Raw genomic sequence first — 20,963 nt, forward strand, 5'->3', positions numbered from 1 at the left:
CCGACATCGCCGGCGCCGCGAGCGGCCCCATCGCAGCAGCCGACCGCCGGGCCCTGCCCCCGTCTCCCAACGGCCGCCACGACACCCACGCTTTCTGCATCCCACAGAGCGCCCGCGCTCTCGCCCGGCAGGCAGCACCGGTCCGCGGCCAGGAAGACAGGCATTCGCACCGCCCACCCGGTATCCGGGGCGGTCTTATCCGCAGCCGAGCACACCCCAACGACACGCCGACCGCCTGACCGTCCAGCCCGGCACCGACGGACGGGACGCCGAGAACACCTCCGTCCGGTGTCTCTCAGGAGACGCGCGTATTGACCACCCGGTCAGATTCCAGGATGAAACTCGCGGCCTCATCCGGTGTCACCCCCAGAACGTCGATCACCAACCGGACCGGCCCGATCTTCTCGGCGTCGCAGCCCTGGCACCTGACCCGGTTGCTCCCGTACACCCGCAGCGACGGCTTCTGGTCACCGTTGCGGTGTCGCTGCGGACGCGGGCAGTACCACACCCCCTCCTCATCGGCGGAGGAGCCCAGCCGTTCCAGCACCGTTCGCACGTCGGCCGCGTTGGCCTCGGCGATCCGCCGGTTGCGCGGAGAGAGCGGCACCGGCGGCACGATCTCGGGCCGATTCCGGGCGGCCCGCTGCCGCTGCCGGTATGCCACCGCCTCCTGCCGGATCTTCTCCAGGTCGATTCCCTGACGGGGATCGTCCTTGGCGGATGGGACGGGCTCAGTCCCGGTCGACAGGTAGGGGAACCGGTCATCGGCCCGCCGCCGCAGCGCCGCGACAAGCACGAACAGAGCCAGCGCATCCCTGGTGGAATCCGGCGGAACCATCCGCAGGCGCGCCGCGTACCGGATCACGCTCGCGGCCTCCGGGGTGACCAGATCCGGCGCGTTGGGGTCGATCCAGACGGTCGGTATCCCTTCCGCCTTCGGGCCACCGACCTGAGCCCACATCAGGAACTCCGAAGGCCGGCCGGCATCGGGGAACGCCGCACCGTCGGGGGCCAGCCGGGAGAACTCCAGCACGACCCCCTCGGCATAGGCGTCCACCCGCCGACCCGCGAACCCGCACAGCGCCGCGTACATCACCAGTCCGAGGGGACCATCCGGCGCCATGTAGAGGACACGGGCCCGCATGTCCGCCGCCGTCAGCCCGCTGTTCTCCAGCGCGGCGACGGCCGAGGCCACGGCATCACCCTCTCCCGGGACGAGCTCGACGGTCTTGACGCCTTCGGGCGCCGGCGGAGAGCCGGCGGTCCGGACGGCGAGTACATAGTCGGTGGGCTTGCGCATCGCCTCTCCTTTGTAGGTGCGTTCCGGGGCTACACACCTGACCGTCCTTCCCAGGGGAGAGGACGCACCATATTCCTTCGGGAACTTGCCGATCCGCCTCGCATAGAAATTGTCATCTACGGAGACGAAGCCGGTCCCCGACCGGCATCGCGCTGAACCCGAAGGTCCGGTCTCCGAGGTTACCGCCGGTCGGCTGCCGCCGAAGGCGGACGGGAAGAGGTGTGGAGTGGTCGCCAGCCGACAGGTCAAGGAAGAGTTCTACATCCGGCGTGTCTTCGACGACAACGTGCCGATCTTCATCGAGGCGACCGAGTATGCCAGGAAGCAATCGCCCTACCCGCTCAGCTCGAAGAAGGCGCTCAAAGCGACGTGCGGGGTACGGACCGACAATGGTGTGGTCGCCTTCAGCCTGCGCACCTACACCGCCAGGCAGGCCGAAAAAGAGGTCGAGAACGTCACCTCCACCGTCGAAGGCAGGCGGGTCTCACGCAACGTGCTGCATCCCCGGATGCCCCGCAGAACCCTGCATGAGCTGATCACAACAGCCCATGTGCTGTCGGAGGTGCTGGGCGATGAAGTGATCGTCGAGCACGACGGCCGGTTGCATGTGCTGAAACTGATCCGCACCGGCGAGGAGGCCGACCTTCGGCTCACGGGTCTGCTGACCGAGACCGAGGACGGGTACGTGCGCTCGGAGGCGTTCGACGCGGTGTTCACGCTCCCGGTGGCCAGGGTTCACCTGCGCATCTTCCTGCGTTCTCCGATCCGCGACCGGATCCTCGCCTACGCCTTCAACGGTTACCTCGACCGCAAACCCGGCCGGCCGGAGACGGTGGTCCGGGCGACCGCGATGGCCCTCAACAGCCTCATCGGCCTGGCGACGTTCCGGATGCTGTCCGGACTCGACCGCGTACGGGTGCCACCGGCGCCGTTGGGCGGCGAGATCCGTCCGCGCACTCCCGAGGAACGAGTGATCTTCCGTGTCCCCGTCCTGCTGTTCAGCGACGAGGGAGTCCCGGCGGCACGCGGCCATGTCGGCGCGGAGATCGATCTGGACCGCGTCGACCCGGTGACCGGCGATCTGATCGTGCACATCACCGAAGGCGAGGAGCTGGAGTGGAACCCCGCCTTGGCGGGCACGGCGAAGTTCCAGGACTATGGGCGGGTACTCGCCGAGACCATTTCGGCCATGGTCAACTCGGCCCTTGGCACCGAGCGGGTGCATGACCTGGCCTACGACATCATGCTGTCGAGTCTCTCGCCCGAGGCCCTGCCCGCCCTGCGTGCCGCCGTCAGCGGCCTTCCCGGGCTGGCCGCCAAGCCGAGCAGGGCCGAGGTTCGCCTGGCGCAGCCCACACCTTGATCTCTTGTGGCGCGCGGGCGGCATCGCCGAGGGCGCGGAGGCGCAACGGGTGGACGGCACGCCGCGCGGCCTCGGCATTGAACCCCTGCCAACGCTGCGGCCGTCCCATTGCGGGCCGGTGAGCGGGTGTCCCGGCCGCCGCGTTCCCCGGGCACGGCTCCGGAATGTCGGTCCCGCCGGCGGGTATCTCGCATGCTGGGAAAACCCGTTCGTAATCCAGCCGGCCGACGTCGGTAGACTCGACGGACGGTACACGCCGATTCCGATTCCGAGGAGCACCCACCCGTGGCTCTTGTCGTGCAGAAGTACGGTGGCTCCTCCGTTGCAGACGCCGAGTGCGTCAAGCGAGTCGCTCAGCGCATCGTCGCCACGAAGAAGGCGGGCAACTCCGTCGTGGTCGTGGTCTCCGCCATGGGCGACACTACGGACGAGCTGATCGACCTGGCCGAGCAGGTCAGCCCGCTGCCGCCGGCCCGCGAGCTGGACATGCTGCTGACGGCCGGGGAGCGGATCTCGATGGCCCTGCTGGCGATGGCCATCGCCAACCTGGGCCATGAGGCACGGTCGTTCACCGGCTCCCAGGCCGGTGTGATCACCGACGGCTCCCACGGCAAAGCCCGGATCATCGACGTCACGCCCGGCCGCATCCGCAGCGCCCTGGACGAGGGCGCCATCGCGATCGTGGCGGGCTTCCAGGGCGTCTCGCAGGACACCAAGGACATCACCACGCTGGGCCGGGGCGGCTCCGACACCACCGCCGTGGCGCTGGCCGCCGCTCTCGGCGCCGACGTGTGCGAGATCTACACCGACGTGGACGGGGTCTTCACCGCCGACCCGCGGATCGTGCCGACCGCCCGCCGCATCCCGCGCATCTCGTACGAGGAGATGCTGGAGATGGCGGCCTGCGGCGCCAAGATCCTCCACCTGCGCTGTGTGGAGTACGCGCGCCGCTACGACATCCCGATCCACGTCCGCTCGTCCTTCAGCCAAAAGCCCGGCACCTGGATCACCGACAGCACCGAGGGAAGTGAGATGGAGCAGCCGATCATCTCCGGCGTCGCCCATGACCGCAGCGAGGCCAAGGTCACCGTGGTGGGCGTGCCGGACAAAGTGGGCGTGGCCGCCACCATCTTCTCGGTGCTCTCCGACGCCGGGATCAACCTGGACATGATCGTCCAGAACGTGTCGGCCGCCGCCACCGGGCGCACCGACATCTCCTTCACGCTGCCCGGCACCGACGGGCAGACCGCGCTGACCGCGCTGAACAAGGCCAAGGACCAGATCGGCTTCGAGTCGCTGCTGTATGACGACCGGATCGGCAAGGTCTCGCTGATCGGCGCCGGGATGCGCTCGCACCCCGGGGTCACCGCCAAGTTCTTCACCGCGCTGGCCGACGCCGGCGTCAACATCGAGATGATCTCCACCTCGGAGATCCGCATCTCGGTGATCGTTTCCCAGGACGATGTGGAGGCCGCGGTCAACGCCGCCCACCGGGCCTTCGACCTGGACGCCGACCAGATCGAGGCGGTGGTTTACGGAGGCACCGGACGATGAGCAAGCCCACTTTGGCCGTGGTCGGCGCGACCGGCGCCGTCGGCAGCGTGATGCTGGAGCTGCTGTCCACCCGCGAGGACGTCTACGGGGAGATCCGCCTGGTGGCCTCGCCCCGGTCGGCCGGCAAGAAGCTGACCGTGCGCGGCGAGCAGCTGGAGGTCCTGGCGCTGGCCCCCGAGGTCTTCGAGGGCGTGGACATCGCCATGTTCGACACCCCCGATGAGGTGTCCAAGCAGTGGGCCCCGATCGCCGCCGAGCACGGCGCGGTGGCGGTCGACAACTCCGGGGCCTTCCGCATGGACCCGGACGTGCCGCTGGTGGTGCCGGAGGTGAACGCCGAGGCCGCCCGCAACCGGCCCAAGGGCATCATCTCCAACCCCAACTGCACCACCCTGTCGATGATCGTGGCGATGGGCGCGCTGCACCGCCGCTACGGGCTGCGCGAGCTGGTGGTGGCCTCCTACCAGGCCGCCTCCGGCGCCGGGCAGGCCGGCATCGACACCCTCTACGACCAGCTGGAGAAGGTCGGCGGCAACCGCGAGCTGGGGGTGCGCGCCGGGGATGTGCGCCGGGCGATCGGCGATGACCTGGGGCCGTTCCCCGCGCCGCTGGCGATGAACGTGGTGCCGTGGGCGGGGTCTTTGAAGGAGGACGGCTGGACCTCCGAGGAGATGAAGGTCCGCAACGAGTCCCGCAAGATCCTGGGCCTGCCGAACCTGCGGGTCAGCGCCACCTGCGTGCGGGTGCCGGTGGTGACCACCCATTCGCTGGCCGTCCACGCGGTCTTCGACCAGCCGGTGGACCAGCGGGAGGCCCAGGAGGTGCTGGCCGCCGCCCCCGGCGTGGTGCTGGTGGACGACCCGGCGGCCGGGGAGTTCCCGACCCCCGCCGACGTGGTGGGCACCGACCCCACCTGGGTGGGCCGGGTCCGCCGCTCGCTGGACGACCCCAACGCGCTGGACCTGTTCCTGTGCGGGGACAACCTGCGCAAGGGCGCGGCGCTCAACACCGCTCAGATCGCCGAGCTGGTGGCCGCCGAGCTGACCTCCTGATCCCAGGGCTCACCGAACGGCCCCGGACGCAATGTGCCTTGCGTCCGGGGCCGTTCGTCGTCGCTGGGTGTTCCCCGTGAAACAGTGCGGCCGGACGCCACCGGCGGCGTCCGGCCGCACCTGCACCGCGAATCACCGGGCAGGACCGCGGCGGCACGGTTCTCCTTCCTCCCGTGCCGTTCGGCCCGTGGTCAGTTCATGAAGTAGATGTTCACCGCGTACTCGCGCTGCAGCTTGGGCTCGGCCGTCTCCGCAGCGGGCTGCGCGGCGGTCTCCTCGGCGGGCCGCTGCGGGGCGATCTGCACCGGCTGCTGCAGCTCCGGTGCCCGGCTCCCCTGGGACTCGATCTGCTGTGCCGGGGTCTCCTGCCGGATCTGCGGCTGCTGCTCCTGGGTGCTTTGGAACTGCTCCGGGCTCAGCGACGCGGGCAGCACCTGGAACTGCTCAGGGCTCTGCGCCTGGTCCAGGTAGACCGGCTGCTGCGGCACCTGGTAGTGCTCCGGGCCCCAAGCAGCCGGCGGCTCCTGGAACTGGCTCGGGTAGATCGGCTGCTGGTACTGCTCCGGGTTCAGCGGCGCGGGCGGCACCTGGAACTGCTCAGGGCCCTGCGCCCGATCCAGGTACATGGAGTGCTGCGGAGCCTGCGGCTGCTGGTACTGCTCCGGCCCCATGGGACGCTGCGGCGTCTGGGCCTGGTCCAGGTAGACCGGCTGCTGCGGCACCTGGTGGTACTCCGGGCCCCAAGCAGCCGGCGGCTCCTGGAACTGGCTCGGGTAGATCGGCTGCTGGTACTGCTCCGGGCCCTGCGCCTGGTTCAAGTAGGGCGGCTGCTGCGGCGCCTGGTAGTACTCCGCGGCCCTCGGCTCCTGGGCGTCCGAGGGGAACTGCGGCGCCTGGTACCAGTCCAGGGCGGGCTGCTGCTGCGGGATCTGGTAGTCCTGCGGGTCCTGGTACGCCTCAGGGCTCTGGTACTCCTGAGGCAGCTGGTACAGCTCAGTGCCCAGGTACTCGGCGAGCCGCGCCGGCACCCCCTGCCGGTAGTCGGTCTGCTCGGAGGGCAGGGACGGCGCCTGCAGTTGGGCGTACGGCGCCGCCGGCGGCGGCACGACCGGACGGACGGCCACCGCCTGCGCGGCCGTGGCCGCCACGGTGATCATTGCACCGCCGACGACCGCCGAGCACAGGCCGCAAGCCAGTGTGCGTTGGATTGCCTTCATGGAGTGATCTCTCTATGCGGCTGACGGGCCCCCGGCTCTCGGGGAACCCCAGCGACCCTTCATTGCTAAGGGTTAGTGATTCACCACTCTCCGCAGTAACCCTGTCCTCAGGGTTAGATCAGCCTTACCGCCGGTCGCACTTGGTCATCCCATAAAGGTCACCTTCGCCGCCGATCCCCCTGCACGGCGCCGATTCCGGCTGGTAGGGTGCCCGCCCGCCGCCATCGGCCCTTACGCCTTTTTGAGCAGCAGCCCTCAAGGGACGCACCGGCAAGGGTCCGGCTTGCCGTCCCAGATCCCCCAGTCCGCGGAAACGACACGCGCCGCGTGAAGCCGGGGCATTTCCTCCGGCGGCTTTCAAGCGATCCCGCCCTCCCGTCCCGGAGACTCCCGTCACAGCGCCCGCGCCCCCATTGACCTCAAGCAAGGTTCAGGTTGAAAGCTGGTCGTCACCCGGCCGGAAAGCCCGTGCAACGAGATCAGGAGCCCACCATGTCCCAGGACCCTCTCCGCCTCGTGATCCTCACGGCGAGCCTGCAGCCGGGCCGGCTCGGCCCGATCGTGACCGGCTGGTTCGCCGACCGCGCCCGACGGCGAACGGACCTGAGCGTCGATGTCATCGACGCCTCGGCGGAACTGCCGCCGGTGGAACGCTCAACGGCGGCGCGCACCGCGGTGGGCCGGCGCCTGGCGGCGGCCGACGCCTTCGTCGTGGTGACCCCCGAGTACAACCACAGCTTCCCCGGCCCGCTGAAGCACCTGATCGACCAGTACACCGCCGAATGGCGGGCCAAGCCGGTCGGTTTCGTCTCCTACGGCGGCATCTCCGGCGGCCTGCGCGCGGTGGAACAGCTCCGCCTGGTCTTCGCCGAACTGCACGCCGCCACCATCCGCAACACCGTCAGCTTCCACCGCGCCCGGGAACGCTTCGACGGCGACGGCAACCCCAAAGACCCCGACAGCGAAACCGCCGCCACCGCCCTGCTCGAGCAGCTCTCCTGGTGGGCCCACGCCCTGCGCGACGCCCGAACCGCCCGCCCTTACGTGGCTTGATCCTCGCGGCCCGGTTCAGCGGATCTCCAAGCTCGGCTCAGGGCGGAAGCGCACGAACCGCCACAGGCGCCACCAGAAACGAGACGCACGGCCGCCCATGGCTTCCTCCATCGGGCCTGCCGGTCGAGGAGACACCCGGTAACGGGCAGGGGTGCCGGCGCCACGCCTGGTGGCGCTTTGCGCCGACCAGGACGGCGTGGCGATATGGGACGTCCTGCAGGAGGCCGAAGCCGCATGTGCCGCCGTGCCGGCCCGCCCTGGTGCGGGATGCCGAGCCGGACGAGCGTTTTCTCGTCCCGCACCCGCCCGCGTCCAAGTCCCGTCCGGCCGAACGGCCACCTCTCGCACCGGACGAGAGACATCGCGCCGATAAAACTCCAGCAGACGGAGTTCCAGCGTCTCGGGGCTGTCCGCCTCCAGAAGCCGGTCTCTGCCTCGCCGATCGCGGACCATGGCCCACCAACTCCCGGTGTGGTTCCCCCGCCAGATCAACGCCGCGGGGAACCTGCCGGGCGGCACGGCCGGCGCGCACCTTTCTTCTAGCGGTGCCGGCGGCGCGGCGGTCCTCACCGCGCCTCCCCCGCGCCCGCGGACAGTCGGCCCCTGAGCGCGAGCGCGGCGTCGGTGATCCGGTCGGACGGGGCGAGCGGCTCCCCCGTACCGGTGAAGAACCACAGCGTCCCGGCGTCCTCGGCCCGCCGGCGGCAGACGACCAGGGCGACCACGGTCCCGGTCCCTTGGTCCCGGACGAGCAGGCCGCGGTCGCTGAGGTCCACCTCCATCCGATGCGCCGCCAAGTGCGCGGCGAGCGCCGCCAGCCGGTCCTGCGGCATCCTGCGGTCGTTCACAGATCAGCACCGCCTTGCTGGTCAAGGCCCTGGGACGCCCGATGCGGACGCATCGGCCCGAGGCCGCCTCCGTTTCCCGATCTCGTTCGAAGCCGCACGGCGCCCGCTCCGGTTCGCGGGTGACGGGGGGAAGGAGCGGGCCGCCGTACGGCGACGGGTCACTGCCGGTGCTCGATCCGGGGGTGATCGCGGCTCCCGGCGCTGAGCCTTCTTCAACGCCCGTCTCCGCAGGTTGAGACGGAGGCATCGCCGTCCGGGGACGCCGTGGCCCGGGATGCCCGATGCCACGCGGTTGAAAAAGGTCCACTGACTCCGCCGACCTGACCGGCCCGGGGAAGGCGCGCTGCTGCTCCGGCATAACCCCGCTCCAGGGTGCCGCCGGCGCGCCTGCCCACGAGGCCGCTTCCGGTCACGTTCAGTAAAGGACAGGACACGCAATCTCCGGAAGGCTGACAATGTTGACACTTTGCAGACACTTTCGGGGGGTGTCAGGGCGGACATCAGGCGGACACGATGCGGACACTTTGCGGACACTTTTGCGCCCACCTCACATCCCCCCGGAGCGAATGAGAGGCTGCGCCCATGACCGACAAGCGGCGCCCCGCATGGGCGGTCAGGCTCGAAGCCGAACGATCGGCCCGGCAATGGGGTAAGCACGAGATGGCCCGGCGGCTACTGGCCGCATCCCACATCGAACGGGGTTCGATTCGAAACCTCGCCCGGCAGATCCACCGCTGGGAAGCCGGAGAGGTCTTTCCCCGCGACTGGGCCACCGCCTACGCCACCGTTTTCAAAGTCCCCAAAGAAGATCTTTTCGGCCCCGAATGCCGCCCTCCGGAGGGTCAAAGCACCACTCCCACGGGTACCGTCGAAAAGGAGACCCGTCCCGACAATGGGGATGACGACGTGAAACGCCGTGCGCTCTTGGAACTGATGGCCGCCCTCGGCGCCGGAGCGGCAGTGCCCGCGGGCACGGTCGCCGCCGTGCTCACCGCCCTGGAAAGCTCCCTGGACGCCCCCGCCACCGAACTGGACGCCCCCGGCTGGCAGAACCTCGCCTGGGAGTACTCCCAAGAGATCTGGGTCCAACCGGTCGGCGCCCTGATGCGCGACCTGGCCGCCGACATCATGGATCTTGGCGTGGCCCTGCAACGCGAAAAGAACCCCTCCGCCCGCCGCGACCTGCTGCGGGTCAGCGCCCAGCTCACCACCTACATGTCCCAGGAGCTCAGCGACCTGGGCCGCTACCGCGACGCCGGCCGAGCCCTCCAGGCCGCCACCCACGCCGCCGATGAATCCGGTGACCACGACCTGGCCACCTGGGTCCGCTACTACCGGGCATCAAGCGCATTGTGGGAAAATCGCCCCCCAGAGGTCATCAACAGCTTCCTCAACGACGCCTTCAAGCACGCCGCTGGAAGACCGTCCTCCGGGTTGGTCAAAGCCTTCAGCACACGCGCCAAGTTCCTTGCCACCCAAGGGGACGCGACAGGAGCCAAGCAGGCGATCCGCGATCTACACGAGGTATTCGGCCGGCTCCCTGAGCACGTCCTCCAAGACCGGATATCACCACACGGCTACTCAGAGAGCGCCCTACGAGAAGCCGAAAGCTTCACTTACGCGATGCTGGGCGACACAAAGCACGCCACGTCCGCGATCGACCAAGCCCTCTCCCTCATGCCCGAGGAGCGCTCGGGAAGCCGCACAAATCTCAACCTCATGCGTGCCCTCGCCCTCGTCCACGACCGCGACATCACCGAGGGCCTCAACCACGCCGCGACCACCCTGAACGGCATGCCCACCAGCTCAAGCCGCCGCCGCATCACCGAGGAGATCATCAAAGCCCTCCCCGACGAGAAAACCCGCGCCCTCCCCGCCGCCCGAGAACTCCGCGCCCTCGCCGCTGCCAAGACCTGATCCCACGCGAGGGCATCCCGGCTTCGAAGGGCATCGCAGGCATCAAAGGCGGACGCGAGACAGCCCCTTGCCGCACGGGTGCCGCCGGTGACCTGGACGTGCCCGCCCACGTCGCCTGCTCCGGTATTCCTGAAAGGCGCGTCCGCCTACAACCACCAGGAGTTTCATCGAAACCTCCCGTCGGTTGCAGGGAGGCGCTCGCCCCCTCACTACCGGCTGGTTACAGTCGGGGAGGACGGCGGAACCGGGTGAGGGGTGTGTGTTGGCGGCCTCGGCAGACCACGTCAAAGCCCTCGTCAGGGCCCACGCGGCAGGTGATGAGGAGGGCTTCTACGCCGTCGCCCTGCAGATGGCCGCCAAGGCGGCGCGCCAGGGACACAACCGGCTGGCGGCCGAGCTGCGGGACCTGATCGACCGGGCCAAGGCCGAGCAGGTGCCCCAGGTAGGCCCCACCCCGGTCATCAGGCCGAAGGGCGAGCTGGCCGAGCTGGTCACCGCCGAGTACCCGCAGGTCCGGCTGCGTGACATGACGTTGTCCAAGACGGTGCGCGCGGCACTGCAGCGGATCCTGCACGAGCAGCGGCAACGCGCCCGCCTGGAGTCCTATGGCTTCGAACCGATTCACCGGGTACTGCTGGTGGGGCCGCCGGGCACCGGCAAGAGCATGACAGGGGCCGCGCTGGCCGGGGAACTCGGATTGCCCCTGTTCACCGTCCGGCTGGACGGGCTGATCAGCCGGTTCATGGGAGAGACCGCGGCCAAGCTGCGGATCATCTTCGAGGCGACCAAGAAGACCCGGGCGGTGTACCTGTTCGACGAATTCGACGCCATCGGCGCGGAACGCACCGCCGCAAACGACGTCGGAGAGGCCCGCCGTATCCTGAATTCCTTCTTGCTCTTTCTGGACGAGACACGACCGGAGAGCCCGGTCATCGCCGCGACGAACCACCCCCAACTCTTGGACCGTGCGCTTTTCCGCAGGTTCGACTCGGTCATCGCCTATGACCTACCCGACCGAGGCCAGGCCAAAGAAGTCCTGCGGAGACGCCTGCAGATGATGGACACCACGGAAGTCGACTGGTCGGCGGCCGAAAGCCACTCAGCTGGTTTGAGCCACGCCGAACTGGTCCGAGCGGCCGAATCCGCCGCCAAAGACGCCATCCTACGGGGGGAAGAGGCGGTGTCCACCGCAGCTCTGATCGCCGCTCTGAACGAGCGCGCGAGCGCTCGCCGTGAGTGAGCCGCTCGAGCCCTCGGCCCGGCGCACCCGGCCCCATATCATCGTCCCCCGCCAGGGGCGAGACGTCGGCTACCGGGGCCGAGGAGGCGGCAAAGCCCCGAAGATCCGCGCCATCGGTGACCCCGCAGCCCACGTCTCCCGGCTCACGAGGGAATTCATCCAGGCCCGGGAACTGGCTCTAGAAGCGGCCTTCGAACTCCCCGAAGAGATCCAGGCCGAAGGATTCACCCTGTGCGTCGAGGGCTGGAACGACGAACCCGGCTATGAGCTGGCGTTGAGCAGCCTCGACGTTCATGGGCTGCGTCTGCTGACAGTGCTGCCCGCCGAGGACTCCCGGCCGCAGCAGGCGCTGGTCTGGGTGCCGCACGACGCGGCTGGCGTCTTTCTGCGCAAGCTCGAAGACTTCGCGGCCGCGGGGAAGAACGAGAGGCTGGTGGCCAACATCGCGGCGCTGCGGTTGGCGGTCCTAAGGCACTTCTGGCAGGAGAGCGAGCCGTTCCCGGAAACCGAGGAGCCGCACTGGTGGGAGGTCTGGTTCGCACGGCTACCGGACAACCCAGACCCGTCCGAGCAGCTCGGGGAGGTCTGCCGTGAGTTGGGGCTACGGTTCCATGAGCAGACTCTGGGTTTTCCGGAACGAGTGATCGGGCTCGTTCATGGCTCTCCGGACGAGCTGGGACGGTTGTTGACCACCAATACCGTGGTGGCTGAGCTTCGTCGGCCTCCAGTGGTCTCCGAGATCCTCGACGATGCAGAGCTGGAACGCCCCCTCGCCGAAGACCTGCAAGAACGCCTCGTGCCCGCCGACCCGGACAGTCCGGCGGTGTGCCTGTTGGACACCGGCGTCAATGCCGGACACCGGCTGCTGAGGGACTCCGTCGACGAGACCCGCAGCGTCCTGGCGTCGACCACCGGAGCGGACAGCCACGGCCACGGCACGCAAATGGCGGGGCTCTCGCTGTACGGTGACCTGACGGCCACATTGCTGAGCTCCGGTGAAGTACAGCTCAGACATCGACTGGAGTCGGTGAAGATCTACCAACCCAACCGCCCGGAGATAAGTCCTCCCCCGCCGTTGTACGGGGCGCTTATGGCATCGGCCGCCTCCCAAGTGGAGATCCCACGTCCCGGACGGCCCCGGGTGTTCTCGCTTCCAGTCAGCACCTTGCGCGAGGACAACGACGGCAGGCCTTCGTCATGGTCGGCAGCACTGGACGCGCTGTCCTTCGGAACGGACATCCGCCCTACTCCCAACGGGCTGGAACTGCTGGGACGTCCGAACCCGGCGCAAGCCCGGCTTTTCTGCGTCGCGGCGGGCAACGTCCGATACGATCAGACGAGTTCAAACTTCCTGGACGTCTGTGATTTCAGAAGCGCCCAGGACCCCTCCCAGGCATGGAACGTACTCACCGTCGGTGGTTACACCGATCTGACCGAGCTACCCGCCAGGCCCGAGTACCAGAATTACTCTCCGCTCGCTCCGCAGGGCGAGTTGTCGCCGCACAGCCGGACCGCCAGAACGTGGAGAGAGCTCTGGCCGTCCAAGCCGGACATCCTGATGGAGGCCGGCAATCTGGTCGTCGACGGTTACGGTCCTCCCCTCACCGCCGAGGAACTCGAACTGATCACCACATCTCACCGGGGAGGCCTCACCACAGCAAACGCCACCAGCGCGGCGACCGCCCAGGCGGCCCGGCTGTGCGCCCTGGTCATGGACCGGTATCCCGCTCTGTGGCCGGAGACTGTCCGAGGTCTGCTCGTTCACTCAGCGGAGTGGACCCGGCCCATGAAGGCGGCGCTCTACGCAAAGGGCCTCAAGAAAGGGGACCGGGTACGACTGCTGCGCCGCTACGGGTGGGGAGTGCCCACCGAGGAACGAGTCCTGGCCAGCGCGGACGAAGACGTCACGATGATCGTGCAGGATGAATTCCTGCCCTTCGAACTGCGTCGCGGCGACATCTCCATGCGAGCGCTGCGACTGCACCAACTTCCCTGGCCCCGAAAGCGGCTCATGGAACTGGCGGGCCGCGACGTGCGGCTGCGCATCACGTTGTCGTACTTCGTGGAGCCCAACCCGTCCTGCCGAGGGTGGAAGCAGTACCAGTACCCCTCCCACCGGCTCAAGTTCGCGCTGAAGAAGCCAAACGAAAGCGCCGAGGACTTCCAGAAGCGGATCAGCCGGGAGGCACAGGAGGAAGAGGACAACCCCGGCCGCAGAAGGAGAGAGTCCGACAACCGCAACTGGCTGATCGGCCCGCGAGGACGGGAACGGGGTTCCCTGCATGCAGACATGTGGACGGGCGACGCTTCTGAGCTGGCCCACTGCGGCTACATCGCGATCATCCCGGTCGGCGGCTGGTGGAAGAGCAACAAGCGCAAGGACCGGCTGGAGCTCCCGGTCCGTTACAGCCTCCTCGTCTCCCTGACCTGTGCGATCCCCACCGACATCTACAGCCCGATCGCGACCCAGATCGGCATCGGCACCGAGATCACGACCTGACCCGCGGGCACAGATGCCCTCGCCGACCGGACAGGCCCAAAACCACGATAGCGAAGCCGGCGAACCGCCCCGAAGCGGGCTCGGCACCTCCCAGTAAGCGTCGCTGGCTGCCGCTGTACGGTCGTTCGGCACTGGTGCGACCAGATCGCCGGAAGGCGCGACGCTGGGGAGGATGCATGATGCGTGCAGTGCGGGTGACCAGCCTCGACGGGCCGGACGCGGTGGAGATCGGGGAGGTGCCCGAGCCGGTGCCGGGCGACGGGAGGGTGATCGTCGAGGTGCACGCCGCCGGGGCGGCCTTTCCCGATGTGCTGCTGACGCGGGGCGAGTACCAGATCAGGATGGAGCCGCCCTTCACCCCCGGCGCGGAGGTGTCCGGCATTGTGCGGCATGCGCCCGAAGGCGCGCCGGTGCGGGTCGGGGAGCGGGTGGCCGCCTTCCCCGGGACGGGTGGGTTCGCCGAGCAGGTGGCCGTCGATCCCCGGCTGGTCTTCGGGGTGCCGGACCGGGTGCCGCTGGAGGCCGCCGCCGCGCTGCCGCTGAACTACCTGACGGTGCATTTCGCTCTCACCCGGCGGGGCGGGCTGCGGGAGGGCGAGACGGTGCTGGTGCACGGCGCCGCCGGGGGGATCGGGACGGCCGCGGTGCAGTTGGCGCGGGTCATGGGCGCGCGGGTGATCGCGGTGGTGTCCAGTGCGGCCAAGGGCGAGGTGGCGCGCAAGGCCGGGGCCCACGAGGTGGTGCTCGCCGAAGGGTTCAAGGACGCCGTCAAGGAGCTGACCTCCGGGCGCGGCGTGGACATGGTCGTCGACCCGGTGGGCGGGGACCGGTTCACCGACTCCCTGCGCAGCCTGGCCCGCGAGGGGCGGCTGCTGGTCATCGGGTTCGCCGCCGGGCAGATCCCGACCGTGAAGGTGAACCGGCTGCTGCTGAACAACACCGCCGTGATCGGCGTCGGGTGGCCGGAGCTGTGGCTGCACGAGATGGACTACGTCCAGCGGCAGTGGGCCGATCTGCGTCCCCACCTGGAGTCCGGGGCGATCGACCCGGTGCTGGGGCCGTCCTTCCCCTTGGAGGACGCCGCGGAGGCACTGCGCGTGCTGGACCGGCGGCAGGCCACCGGGAAGGTGCTGCTGAAGGTTCGCTGACCCGCGTCCGGCGTTCCCCGCCCGCCGGTCGTCCGGTTCCCTCCGGCCCGCCCTGCGGACGATCTGTGCGGCGGGGACGTGCGGCTCATGCGGGAGCGACCATGCGTTTGATGAACACGTGCAGGAAGGAGCGGAAGGCGGCCAGCTCGCGCGGATCGACGCCCTCGATCCGGTCGGCGTCCAAAAAGCCCCGCGCGGGCCTGGCCCGCACGTCGCTGTGGACGACGCCGCCGGTCAGGAAACCGGCGACGGACCAGACGATCGTCCACAGCAGGTAGTCCACATCCACGTCCTCGGGCACCAGGGGACGCACGAAATCGGCGATGAGGGAGGTCAGCGACTCGCGGTAGGACTCCAGTTCGACGGTGTCGGCCGCATCGCCCATCCAGCGGTGCATCCACATCCACTGAAAGCGCGGCTCGGCGGCGTGGAAGTCCAGGTAGGCGTCGGCGAGCTGGAGCAGCCCCGGCAGGCCCGGAGCGGCCGAGGCCGCCGCGGCCCGCAGCGCCTCGTGCTCGGCCCGCTGGATCCGCTCCATGATCGTCAGGTACAGCTTGAGCCTGCCGCCGGTCCGCGCCACGAAGGTGTCGACGTCCCATCCGGCGGCGGCGGCGATCATCTCCGTGGAGGTGCCGTCGAAGCCCAGGACGGCGAACAGCCGCAAGGCCACGTCCGTGATGTGCTCGAGTTCCGGATCAGCCTTCATCTCCACCACTTCACCCCGTCGATCGACCGCACCACGCCCGGCGCCGGGCAGGGTGCGACCGGCGCGGTCTTTGCGTCCGGACCCCCTACTTCCCCCGAGGGGCCGACGAAAATCCAGGAGAGAAGTCATCCGGCCGGCATCCCCGGGGGACACGCCGATCGGGCGGACCGTGACCGGCGGCGTCCGCCCGAAGCGATCACCGTGGCCGTCTGCGGACCGTGGCGGCGGGATCGTGTCCCCGGCGTTCACAGTCCGCTTATGGTTGCTGTGTGACCGAGACGAGGTCGGCCAAATCCGAACAGACACGCGCGCTGATCGTGGAGACCGCGCTGCGGTTGTTCCGGGAGCGCGGGTACGAGGCGACCACCATGCGCGCCATCGCCAAGGAGGCGGGGGTCTCGGTCGGCAACGCCTACTACTACTTCGGCTCCAAGGAAGAACTGCTCCAGACCTACTACGACGAGCTGCAGGAAGCGCACATGGCCGCCTGCCGCGCGGTGCTGGAGCGCGAACGCGAGTTCGCCCCGCGGCTGCTGGGCGTGCTGAAGGCCCGCATCGACACGATGGTGCCCTACCACCAGTTCGCCGGGAAGTTCTTCAAGTTCGCCGCCGAGCCCACCAGCCCGCTCAACCCCTTCAGCGCCGAATCCGGCCCGGCCCGGGCGGCGGCCATCGCCATCTACCGCGAGGTGGTGAACGGCTCCACCCTCAAGATCGACCCGGACTTCCGGGAGGAGCTGCCCGAGCTGCTGTGGCTGTACTCGATGGGCATCGTGCTGTACTGGGTGCACGACTCCTCCCCCGGCTGCCGCAAGACCTACCTGCTGGTCGAGCGCACCGTGCCGCTGGTGGACAAGATGGTCTCCATGTCCCGGCTGCCGGGTTTCAAGAGCGTCACCCGCGAGCTGGTCGGCATCATCCGCGACGTCCGCGCCTGACCGAACGGATTCCCCCGCACCGGCGGGGGTTTCGCAGGCGGTGGCATACCCGCGCGGTGACGGGGAAGTGCGGGAAAAACAAACGTCCGGCCGCCGCGCGTCACCGCGCCCGCCCGAGCCGTCACGACCGCGGCCGGGGCGAAAGGCGCCGAAAGCATGCGGCCTTGGAAGCCGTTCCGTCACCGGGCCTTGTGACGGGCTCACCGCGCCGGCCTCGGCGGGCCGGCCGCGCGGCGGGACGAGCCGGCCACAGGGCCGATCGAAAGGAGACCCGCATGTCCATGCCGCTGGCAGTCGACGCCCGGGAACACGGTCTGGTCGGCGACGGGACCACCAACGACCAGCCCGCGCTCGCCGCACTGGTCGACGCGCTGGGAGCGGCCTACGCCGCAGACGGCCTCCCCCGGACCATCCACGTCCCTCCCGGCCGCTATGCGATTCACGACCAGGGCATCGTCTGGCGCAGCGGCGTGTCGCTGGTGGGCGCCGGGCCCGGCGCCACCTGCTTCGTGCTGGCCAATCCCGGTGCCCCCACCTCGCCGGTGCCGCTGGCGTGGTTCACCACCGCCCAGCACGGCGCCGGGCCGGACAACTACGTGGCGGACGTCACCTTCGCGCACTTTGAGATCGACGGGTCCGGGGTGGAGCTGCCGGCCTATGACGTGCTGTCCAAGGGGCTGGGCCTGCAGTACGTGCTGCGGGGCCGCTTCCGCGACCTGTACATCCACGACACCCCGGCCACCGGTTTCGGCTGCGACTTCCTGCAGGACACGATCGTGGAGGGCGTGCTGGCCGTGCGCTGCGGCCGGCTGGACAACGGGGAGCAGATGGGCGGGGCCGGCCTGGGCATCGGCATCGGCGGCTGGGGGCCGGTCGAACGGCTGACCGTGACGGGCTGCACCGCCCTGGGCAACGGCACCAACGGCATCTTCGTGGAGTTGCAGAAGGAGTACTGGACGCCGCCGCGCGGCATCGTCATCACCGCCTGCCACGCCCAGGACAACCGGTTCGGCATCTCCGACTGGGGCGCCGACGGGCTGCTGGTCTCCTCCTGCACGATGATCGGCAACCACGAGGCCGGGTTCGATGTGTCCTCGCTGGGCACCACGGCCGTGGCCGGCCGGGGCGGCCGCGTCACCGGCTGCCTCATCGACGGCAACGTCCGCGACGGCGTCCGGGTCGGCAACACCCCCGGCCCGTACGCGTTCCACGGCAACCGCATCAGCAACAACGGCCGCTACGGCTACTGGGAGCACAACCTGACCCGCGGCCTGCACGAGACGGTCACGGACGTGGTGCTGGAGTCCAACGACATCCGGGACAACGGCCTCGACGGGGTCCGGGTCGACGCCCCGATGCGCAACTGTGAGATCTCCGGCAACCGGATGCACAACAACGGCCGCCGCGCCGCGCCGGGCACCTCCGGCGGCGGCCCCCGGGTGCGCTTCACCGAGCTGTCCATGATCGACGAGAAGGCCGACTGGCTCCCCGGCGGGCACCGCGGCAAGCGCCTCACCGTGGGCGAGCAGAGCGCCCTGGTGGTGGACAACACCCGCACCGAGCTGACGCTGGCCCCCGCCCGCCCCGGCGCGCGCACCGCCTGGCGCTACGGCACGCCCCCCAACGGTTCGCCTTACCACCTTCCCGGTCCGCCCGCCGACCGCCCCGGCCTCACCGTCGCCGCTCCCGTGACCGGTTCCCGCCTGCGCGGCAACCGCATGTGGGACGACCAGCCCTCCCCGACTCAGACCCACGGCGTCTGGATCACCAAGGAGGGCGGCTGGGCCGGCGGCCGCGTCACCGAGAACGACCTGAGCGGCAACCCCGCCCCCGTCCGTTTCGACACGCCGCCCCAGGACACTCGCTGGCACGCCAACGAGGAGTGACCTGGACCCGCTGCGCCGCTCACCGGGAGCCGACGGGCTTCCGTCTCTCCCGTCCCCGGGCCCAGCGGGCGCGGCCTGGGCCGCAGAGCCGTGCTGGATGTTCGCCGCTCCCGTCCCCGGGCCCAGCGGGCACGGGGGTGGGCACCGCCCTCCGAGCGGTGGGCCGCCGCCGCCCGGCCAGGGTTCGGCCACGCCGAGATCCCGGTGAGCCGGATGAGGCCTTGGCGGAGAGCCACCAGCCGCCCGTCGGTGAGGACACTTCACCGGCACGCGACCGGCACGGGCGGCCCCGGCGGCCGGTGCTCCCCGGCGCCGCCGGCGGGGCCGCCGTCACAGCAGGCCGAGGTGCTTGCGGGCAAAGGTGATCTCCATTTCCATCTGGCGGATGCGTTCTTCGACCACCAGGGAGCCGTGGCCGGCGTCGTAGCGGTAGACCTCGTGGGGTTTGCCCAGCTCGTCCAGGCGCTTGAGGTAGTTGTCGATCTGGCGGATGGGGCAGCGGGGGTCGTTCTCGCCGGCCAGGATGAAGACCGGGGCCCGGACCTGCTCGACGTAGGTGAGCGGCGAGGAGCGGCGGTAGCGGTCGGGGACCTCCTCCGGGGAGCCGCCGAACAGGGAGCGGTCGAACGCCTTGAGGGCCTCCATCTCGTCCTCGTAGGCGGCGAAGTAGTCGGCGACGGGGACGGAGGCGATGCCGACCGTCCAGTCCTCGGGCTGGGTGCCCAGGCCGAGCAGGGTGAGGAAGCCGCCCCAGGAGCCGCCGGTCAGCACCAGGCGGGCGGGGTCGGCCAGGCCGCTTTGCACGGCCCAGTCGCGGACGGCCTTGATGTCCTCCAGCTCGGTGAGGCCGACGCGGTGCTCAATCGCGTCCCGCCAGGCCGAGCCGTACCCGGTGGAGCCGCGGTAGTTGACTCTGACGACGGCGAAGCCGTGATCGACCCAGGCGGCCACGGCCGGGGAGAAGGAGTCGTCGTCCTGGGCGGTGGGGCCGCCGTGGATGTCGAAGACGGTGGGGTGGGGGCCGGGGCCGCCGGGCTTGCTGATCAGGGCGTGGATGCGGCCGCCGGGGCCGTCCACCCAGGCGTCCTCCACCGGCACCGACGGCGGGGCGGGCGGGCCCTCGGCGGTGAGCACCACGGTGCCGGCGCTGGAGCGGATCACCGGGGGTTCGGCGGCGCTGCTCCAGGCGAACTCGACCGTGCCGTCGGGGCGGGCGGTGGCGCCGGTGATCACGCCGCGCGGGGTGTCGATGCGGTGCAGCGTGCCGCCGGCCAGGTCGTAGCGGTACAGCTCGTCACGGGCGTGGTGGGAGTGGGAGATCAGCAGCGCCGAGGCGTCGGGGTACCAGTCGGCGTCGATCTCGCCGGGCAGGTCGATGTGCAGCTCGGTCTCGGTGCCGGCGACCGGGTCCCAGATCAGCAGCTCGGGACGGCCGCGGCGCTCGTGGTTGACCAGCAGCCGGCTGTCCCCGGCGACGGGGGAGAAGCCGCAGGAGTACACACCCTTGCCTTCGCCGTCCCACAGGTCGGCGACGGTGGTGCCGTCCGGGCGGACGACGCGCAGCGCCATGTGGCGGCTGTCGCCGTGCTCGCTGTGGCCGATGGCGATCAGGGTCTCGTCCCGGCTCAGCCCGGCGACGTGGGCGTCTTCGGCGTGGTGGTAGAGGACCTCGGGGGATGCGCCGGGACGGCACAGGTGGATGGTGGTGCCGTCGTCGGTGCTGCGGCCCACCACCGCCAGCCCGCTGGAGCCGCGGGCCAGCCCGGCCGGGTAGGCCGGCTCCAGGCCGGGGACGGCGGGCTCGTCGGGGCCGCCGTGGAAGGGCTGGCGCATCCACACCCCGAACTCGTCGCCGTCGGTGTCGGCGAACCACCAGATCCACTCGCCGGTGGGGTCGACGCCGCCCATCCAGGTGCCGTTGGGCCGGTCGGTGACCTGCCGCCGCTTCCCGCTCTCCCGGTCCCAGGCGTAGATCTCCCAGGTGCCGGTGGCGTTGGAGCGGTAGGTGCAGCGGCTCGGGGCGTCCTTGGCCCAGCCGGGCAGGCTCACCCGGGCGGCGCGGAACCGCGCCTTCCAGCGTTCCTCGTCGACCATGAGGCCCAGTATCGCCCAGCGGTACGACCGCTCGGCACCGCGCGCACCGTTGTGGACAACCGTACGGAGACGCCCCTTTTTGATATCAGTTTCGCCTGGCCGCAGAAGTGACGGCCAGAAATTATGCGATGTTTCGCCATTGATGTC

15 protein-coding genes are annotated in these 20,963 nt (G+C 69.9%); 10 read left to right on the top strand and 5 right to left on the bottom strand.

Going from position 1 to position 20,963, the window contains the following annotated elements:
* Nucleotides 1–295 precede the first annotated feature (295 nt).
* Entirely contained in the window at nucleotides 296–1,300 is a 1,005-nt protein-coding gene (locus TCUR_RS23925) for a hypothetical protein (protein ID WP_012855182.1), read from the bottom strand.
* Between the two features lie 226 nt (nucleotides 1,301–1,526).
* Between TCUR_RS23925 and TCUR_RS23930 the strand changes: the two genes are divergently transcribed.
* The 3 genes from TCUR_RS23930 (at nucleotide 1,527) to TCUR_RS23940 (ending at nucleotide 5,269) form a co-directional block, all read left to right on the top strand.
* Nucleotides 1,527–2,663: a hypothetical protein gene (locus tag TCUR_RS23930; protein ID WP_012855183.1), complete on the top strand. Its 1,137-nt coding sequence runs from the start codon at nucleotides 1,527–1,529 to the stop codon at nucleotides 2,661–2,663.
* A 285-nt stretch (nucleotides 2,664–2,948) separates the two neighbouring features.
* Nucleotides 2,949–4,217 (top strand): aspartate kinase, encoded by a 1,269-nt coding sequence (locus TCUR_RS23935; RefSeq protein ID WP_012855184.1) that lies wholly within the window; start codon nucleotides 2,949–2,951, stop codon nucleotides 4,215–4,217.
* Nucleotides 4,214–5,269, top strand: a complete 1,056-nt coding sequence (locus tag TCUR_RS23940; RefSeq protein ID WP_012855185.1) for an aspartate-semialdehyde dehydrogenase — start codon at nucleotides 4,214–4,216, stop codon at nucleotides 5,267–5,269. The genes TCUR_RS23935 and TCUR_RS23940 overlap by 4 nt, the downstream gene beginning before the upstream one ends.
* A 191-nt stretch (nucleotides 5,270–5,460) precedes the next feature.
* Here the strand turns inward: TCUR_RS23940 and TCUR_RS23945 are convergent, their stop codons facing one another.
* Entirely contained in the window at nucleotides 5,461–6,486 is a 1,026-nt protein-coding gene (locus TCUR_RS23945) for a hypothetical protein (RefSeq protein WP_148233120.1), read from the bottom strand.
* 492 nt (nucleotides 6,487–6,978) lie between these two features.
* On the opposite strand from TCUR_RS23945, the gene TCUR_RS23950 reads away from it, so the two are divergent.
* Nucleotides 6,979–7,539 carry an NADPH-dependent FMN reductase gene (locus TCUR_RS23950; protein ID WP_012855187.1) on the top strand — a complete coding sequence of 187 codons (561 nt, stop codon included), beginning with the start codon at nucleotides 6,979–6,981 and terminating at the stop codon, nucleotides 7,537–7,539.
* 566 nt (nucleotides 7,540–8,105) lie between these two features.
* On the opposite strand, the gene TCUR_RS23955 is transcribed toward TCUR_RS23950, so the two are convergent.
* Complete coding sequence (locus TCUR_RS23955; protein ID WP_012855188.1) at nucleotides 8,106–8,387, bottom strand: hypothetical protein; 282 nt, start codon at nucleotides 8,385–8,387, stop codon at nucleotides 8,106–8,108.
* Between the two features lie 582 nt (nucleotides 8,388–8,969).
* Between TCUR_RS23955 and TCUR_RS23960 the strand changes: the two genes are divergently transcribed.
* From TCUR_RS23960 to TCUR_RS23975, 4 genes are all read left to right on the top strand, one after another.
* The gene (locus TCUR_RS23960; RefSeq protein WP_012855189.1) at nucleotides 8,970–10,304 is read left to right on the top strand and encodes an NsdA family TPR-like regulatory protein; all 1,335 of its coding nucleotides are present in this window, start codon (nucleotides 8,970–8,972) and stop codon (nucleotides 10,302–10,304) included.
* 259 nt (nucleotides 10,305–10,563) lie between these two features.
* The gene (locus TCUR_RS23965; protein ID WP_012855190.1) at nucleotides 10,564–11,544 is read left to right on the top strand and encodes an AAA family ATPase; all 981 of its coding nucleotides are present in this window, start codon (nucleotides 10,564–10,566) and stop codon (nucleotides 11,542–11,544) included.
* Nucleotides 11,537–14,044: a S8 family peptidase gene (locus tag TCUR_RS23970; RefSeq protein WP_012855191.1), complete on the top strand. Its 2,508-nt coding sequence runs from the start codon at nucleotides 11,537–11,539 to the stop codon at nucleotides 14,042–14,044. Before TCUR_RS23965 ends, TCUR_RS23970 begins: the two co-directional genes overlap by 8 nt.
* 176 nt (nucleotides 14,045–14,220) lie before the next feature.
* Nucleotides 14,221–15,192, top strand: coding sequence for an NADPH:quinone oxidoreductase family protein (locus TCUR_RS23975; protein WP_012855192.1), 972 nt, complete (start codon nucleotides 14,221–14,223; stop codon nucleotides 15,190–15,192).
* Between the two features lie 85 nt (nucleotides 15,193–15,277).
* On the opposite strand, the gene TCUR_RS23980 is transcribed toward TCUR_RS23975, so the two are convergent.
* Nucleotides 15,278–15,898: a TetR/AcrR family transcriptional regulator gene (locus tag TCUR_RS23980; protein ID WP_012855193.1), complete on the bottom strand. Its 621-nt coding sequence runs from the start codon at nucleotides 15,896–15,898 to the stop codon at nucleotides 15,278–15,280.
* A 269-nt stretch (nucleotides 15,899–16,167) separates the two neighbouring features.
* Between TCUR_RS23980 and TCUR_RS23985 the strand changes: the two genes are divergently transcribed.
* Together TCUR_RS23985 and TCUR_RS23990 are read left to right on the top strand one after the other, a co-directional pair.
* The gene (locus TCUR_RS23985) at nucleotides 16,168–16,836 is read left to right on the top strand and encodes a TetR/AcrR family transcriptional regulator (protein ID WP_012855194.1); all 669 of its coding nucleotides are present in this window, start codon (nucleotides 16,168–16,170) and stop codon (nucleotides 16,834–16,836) included.
* A 275-nt stretch (nucleotides 16,837–17,111) separates the two neighbouring features.
* On the top strand, nucleotides 17,112–18,722 hold the full coding sequence (locus TCUR_RS23990; RefSeq protein WP_012855195.1) for a right-handed parallel beta-helix repeat-containing protein: 1,611 nt from the start codon (nucleotides 17,112–17,114) through the stop codon (nucleotides 18,720–18,722).
* A gap of 330 nt (nucleotides 18,723–19,052) precedes the next feature.
* On the opposite strand, the gene TCUR_RS23995 is transcribed toward TCUR_RS23990, so the two are convergent.
* Nucleotides 19,053–20,816, bottom strand: coding sequence for a S9 family peptidase (locus TCUR_RS23995; protein ID WP_012855196.1), 1,764 nt, complete (start codon nucleotides 20,814–20,816; stop codon nucleotides 19,053–19,055).
* Nucleotides 20,817–20,963 lie beyond the last annotated feature (147 nt).

The sequence above is a fragment of the Thermomonospora curvata DSM 43183 genome (genome assembly GCF_000024385.1).
GTDB lineage: Bacteria > Actinomycetota > Actinomycetes > Streptosporangiales > Streptosporangiaceae > Thermomonospora > Thermomonospora curvata.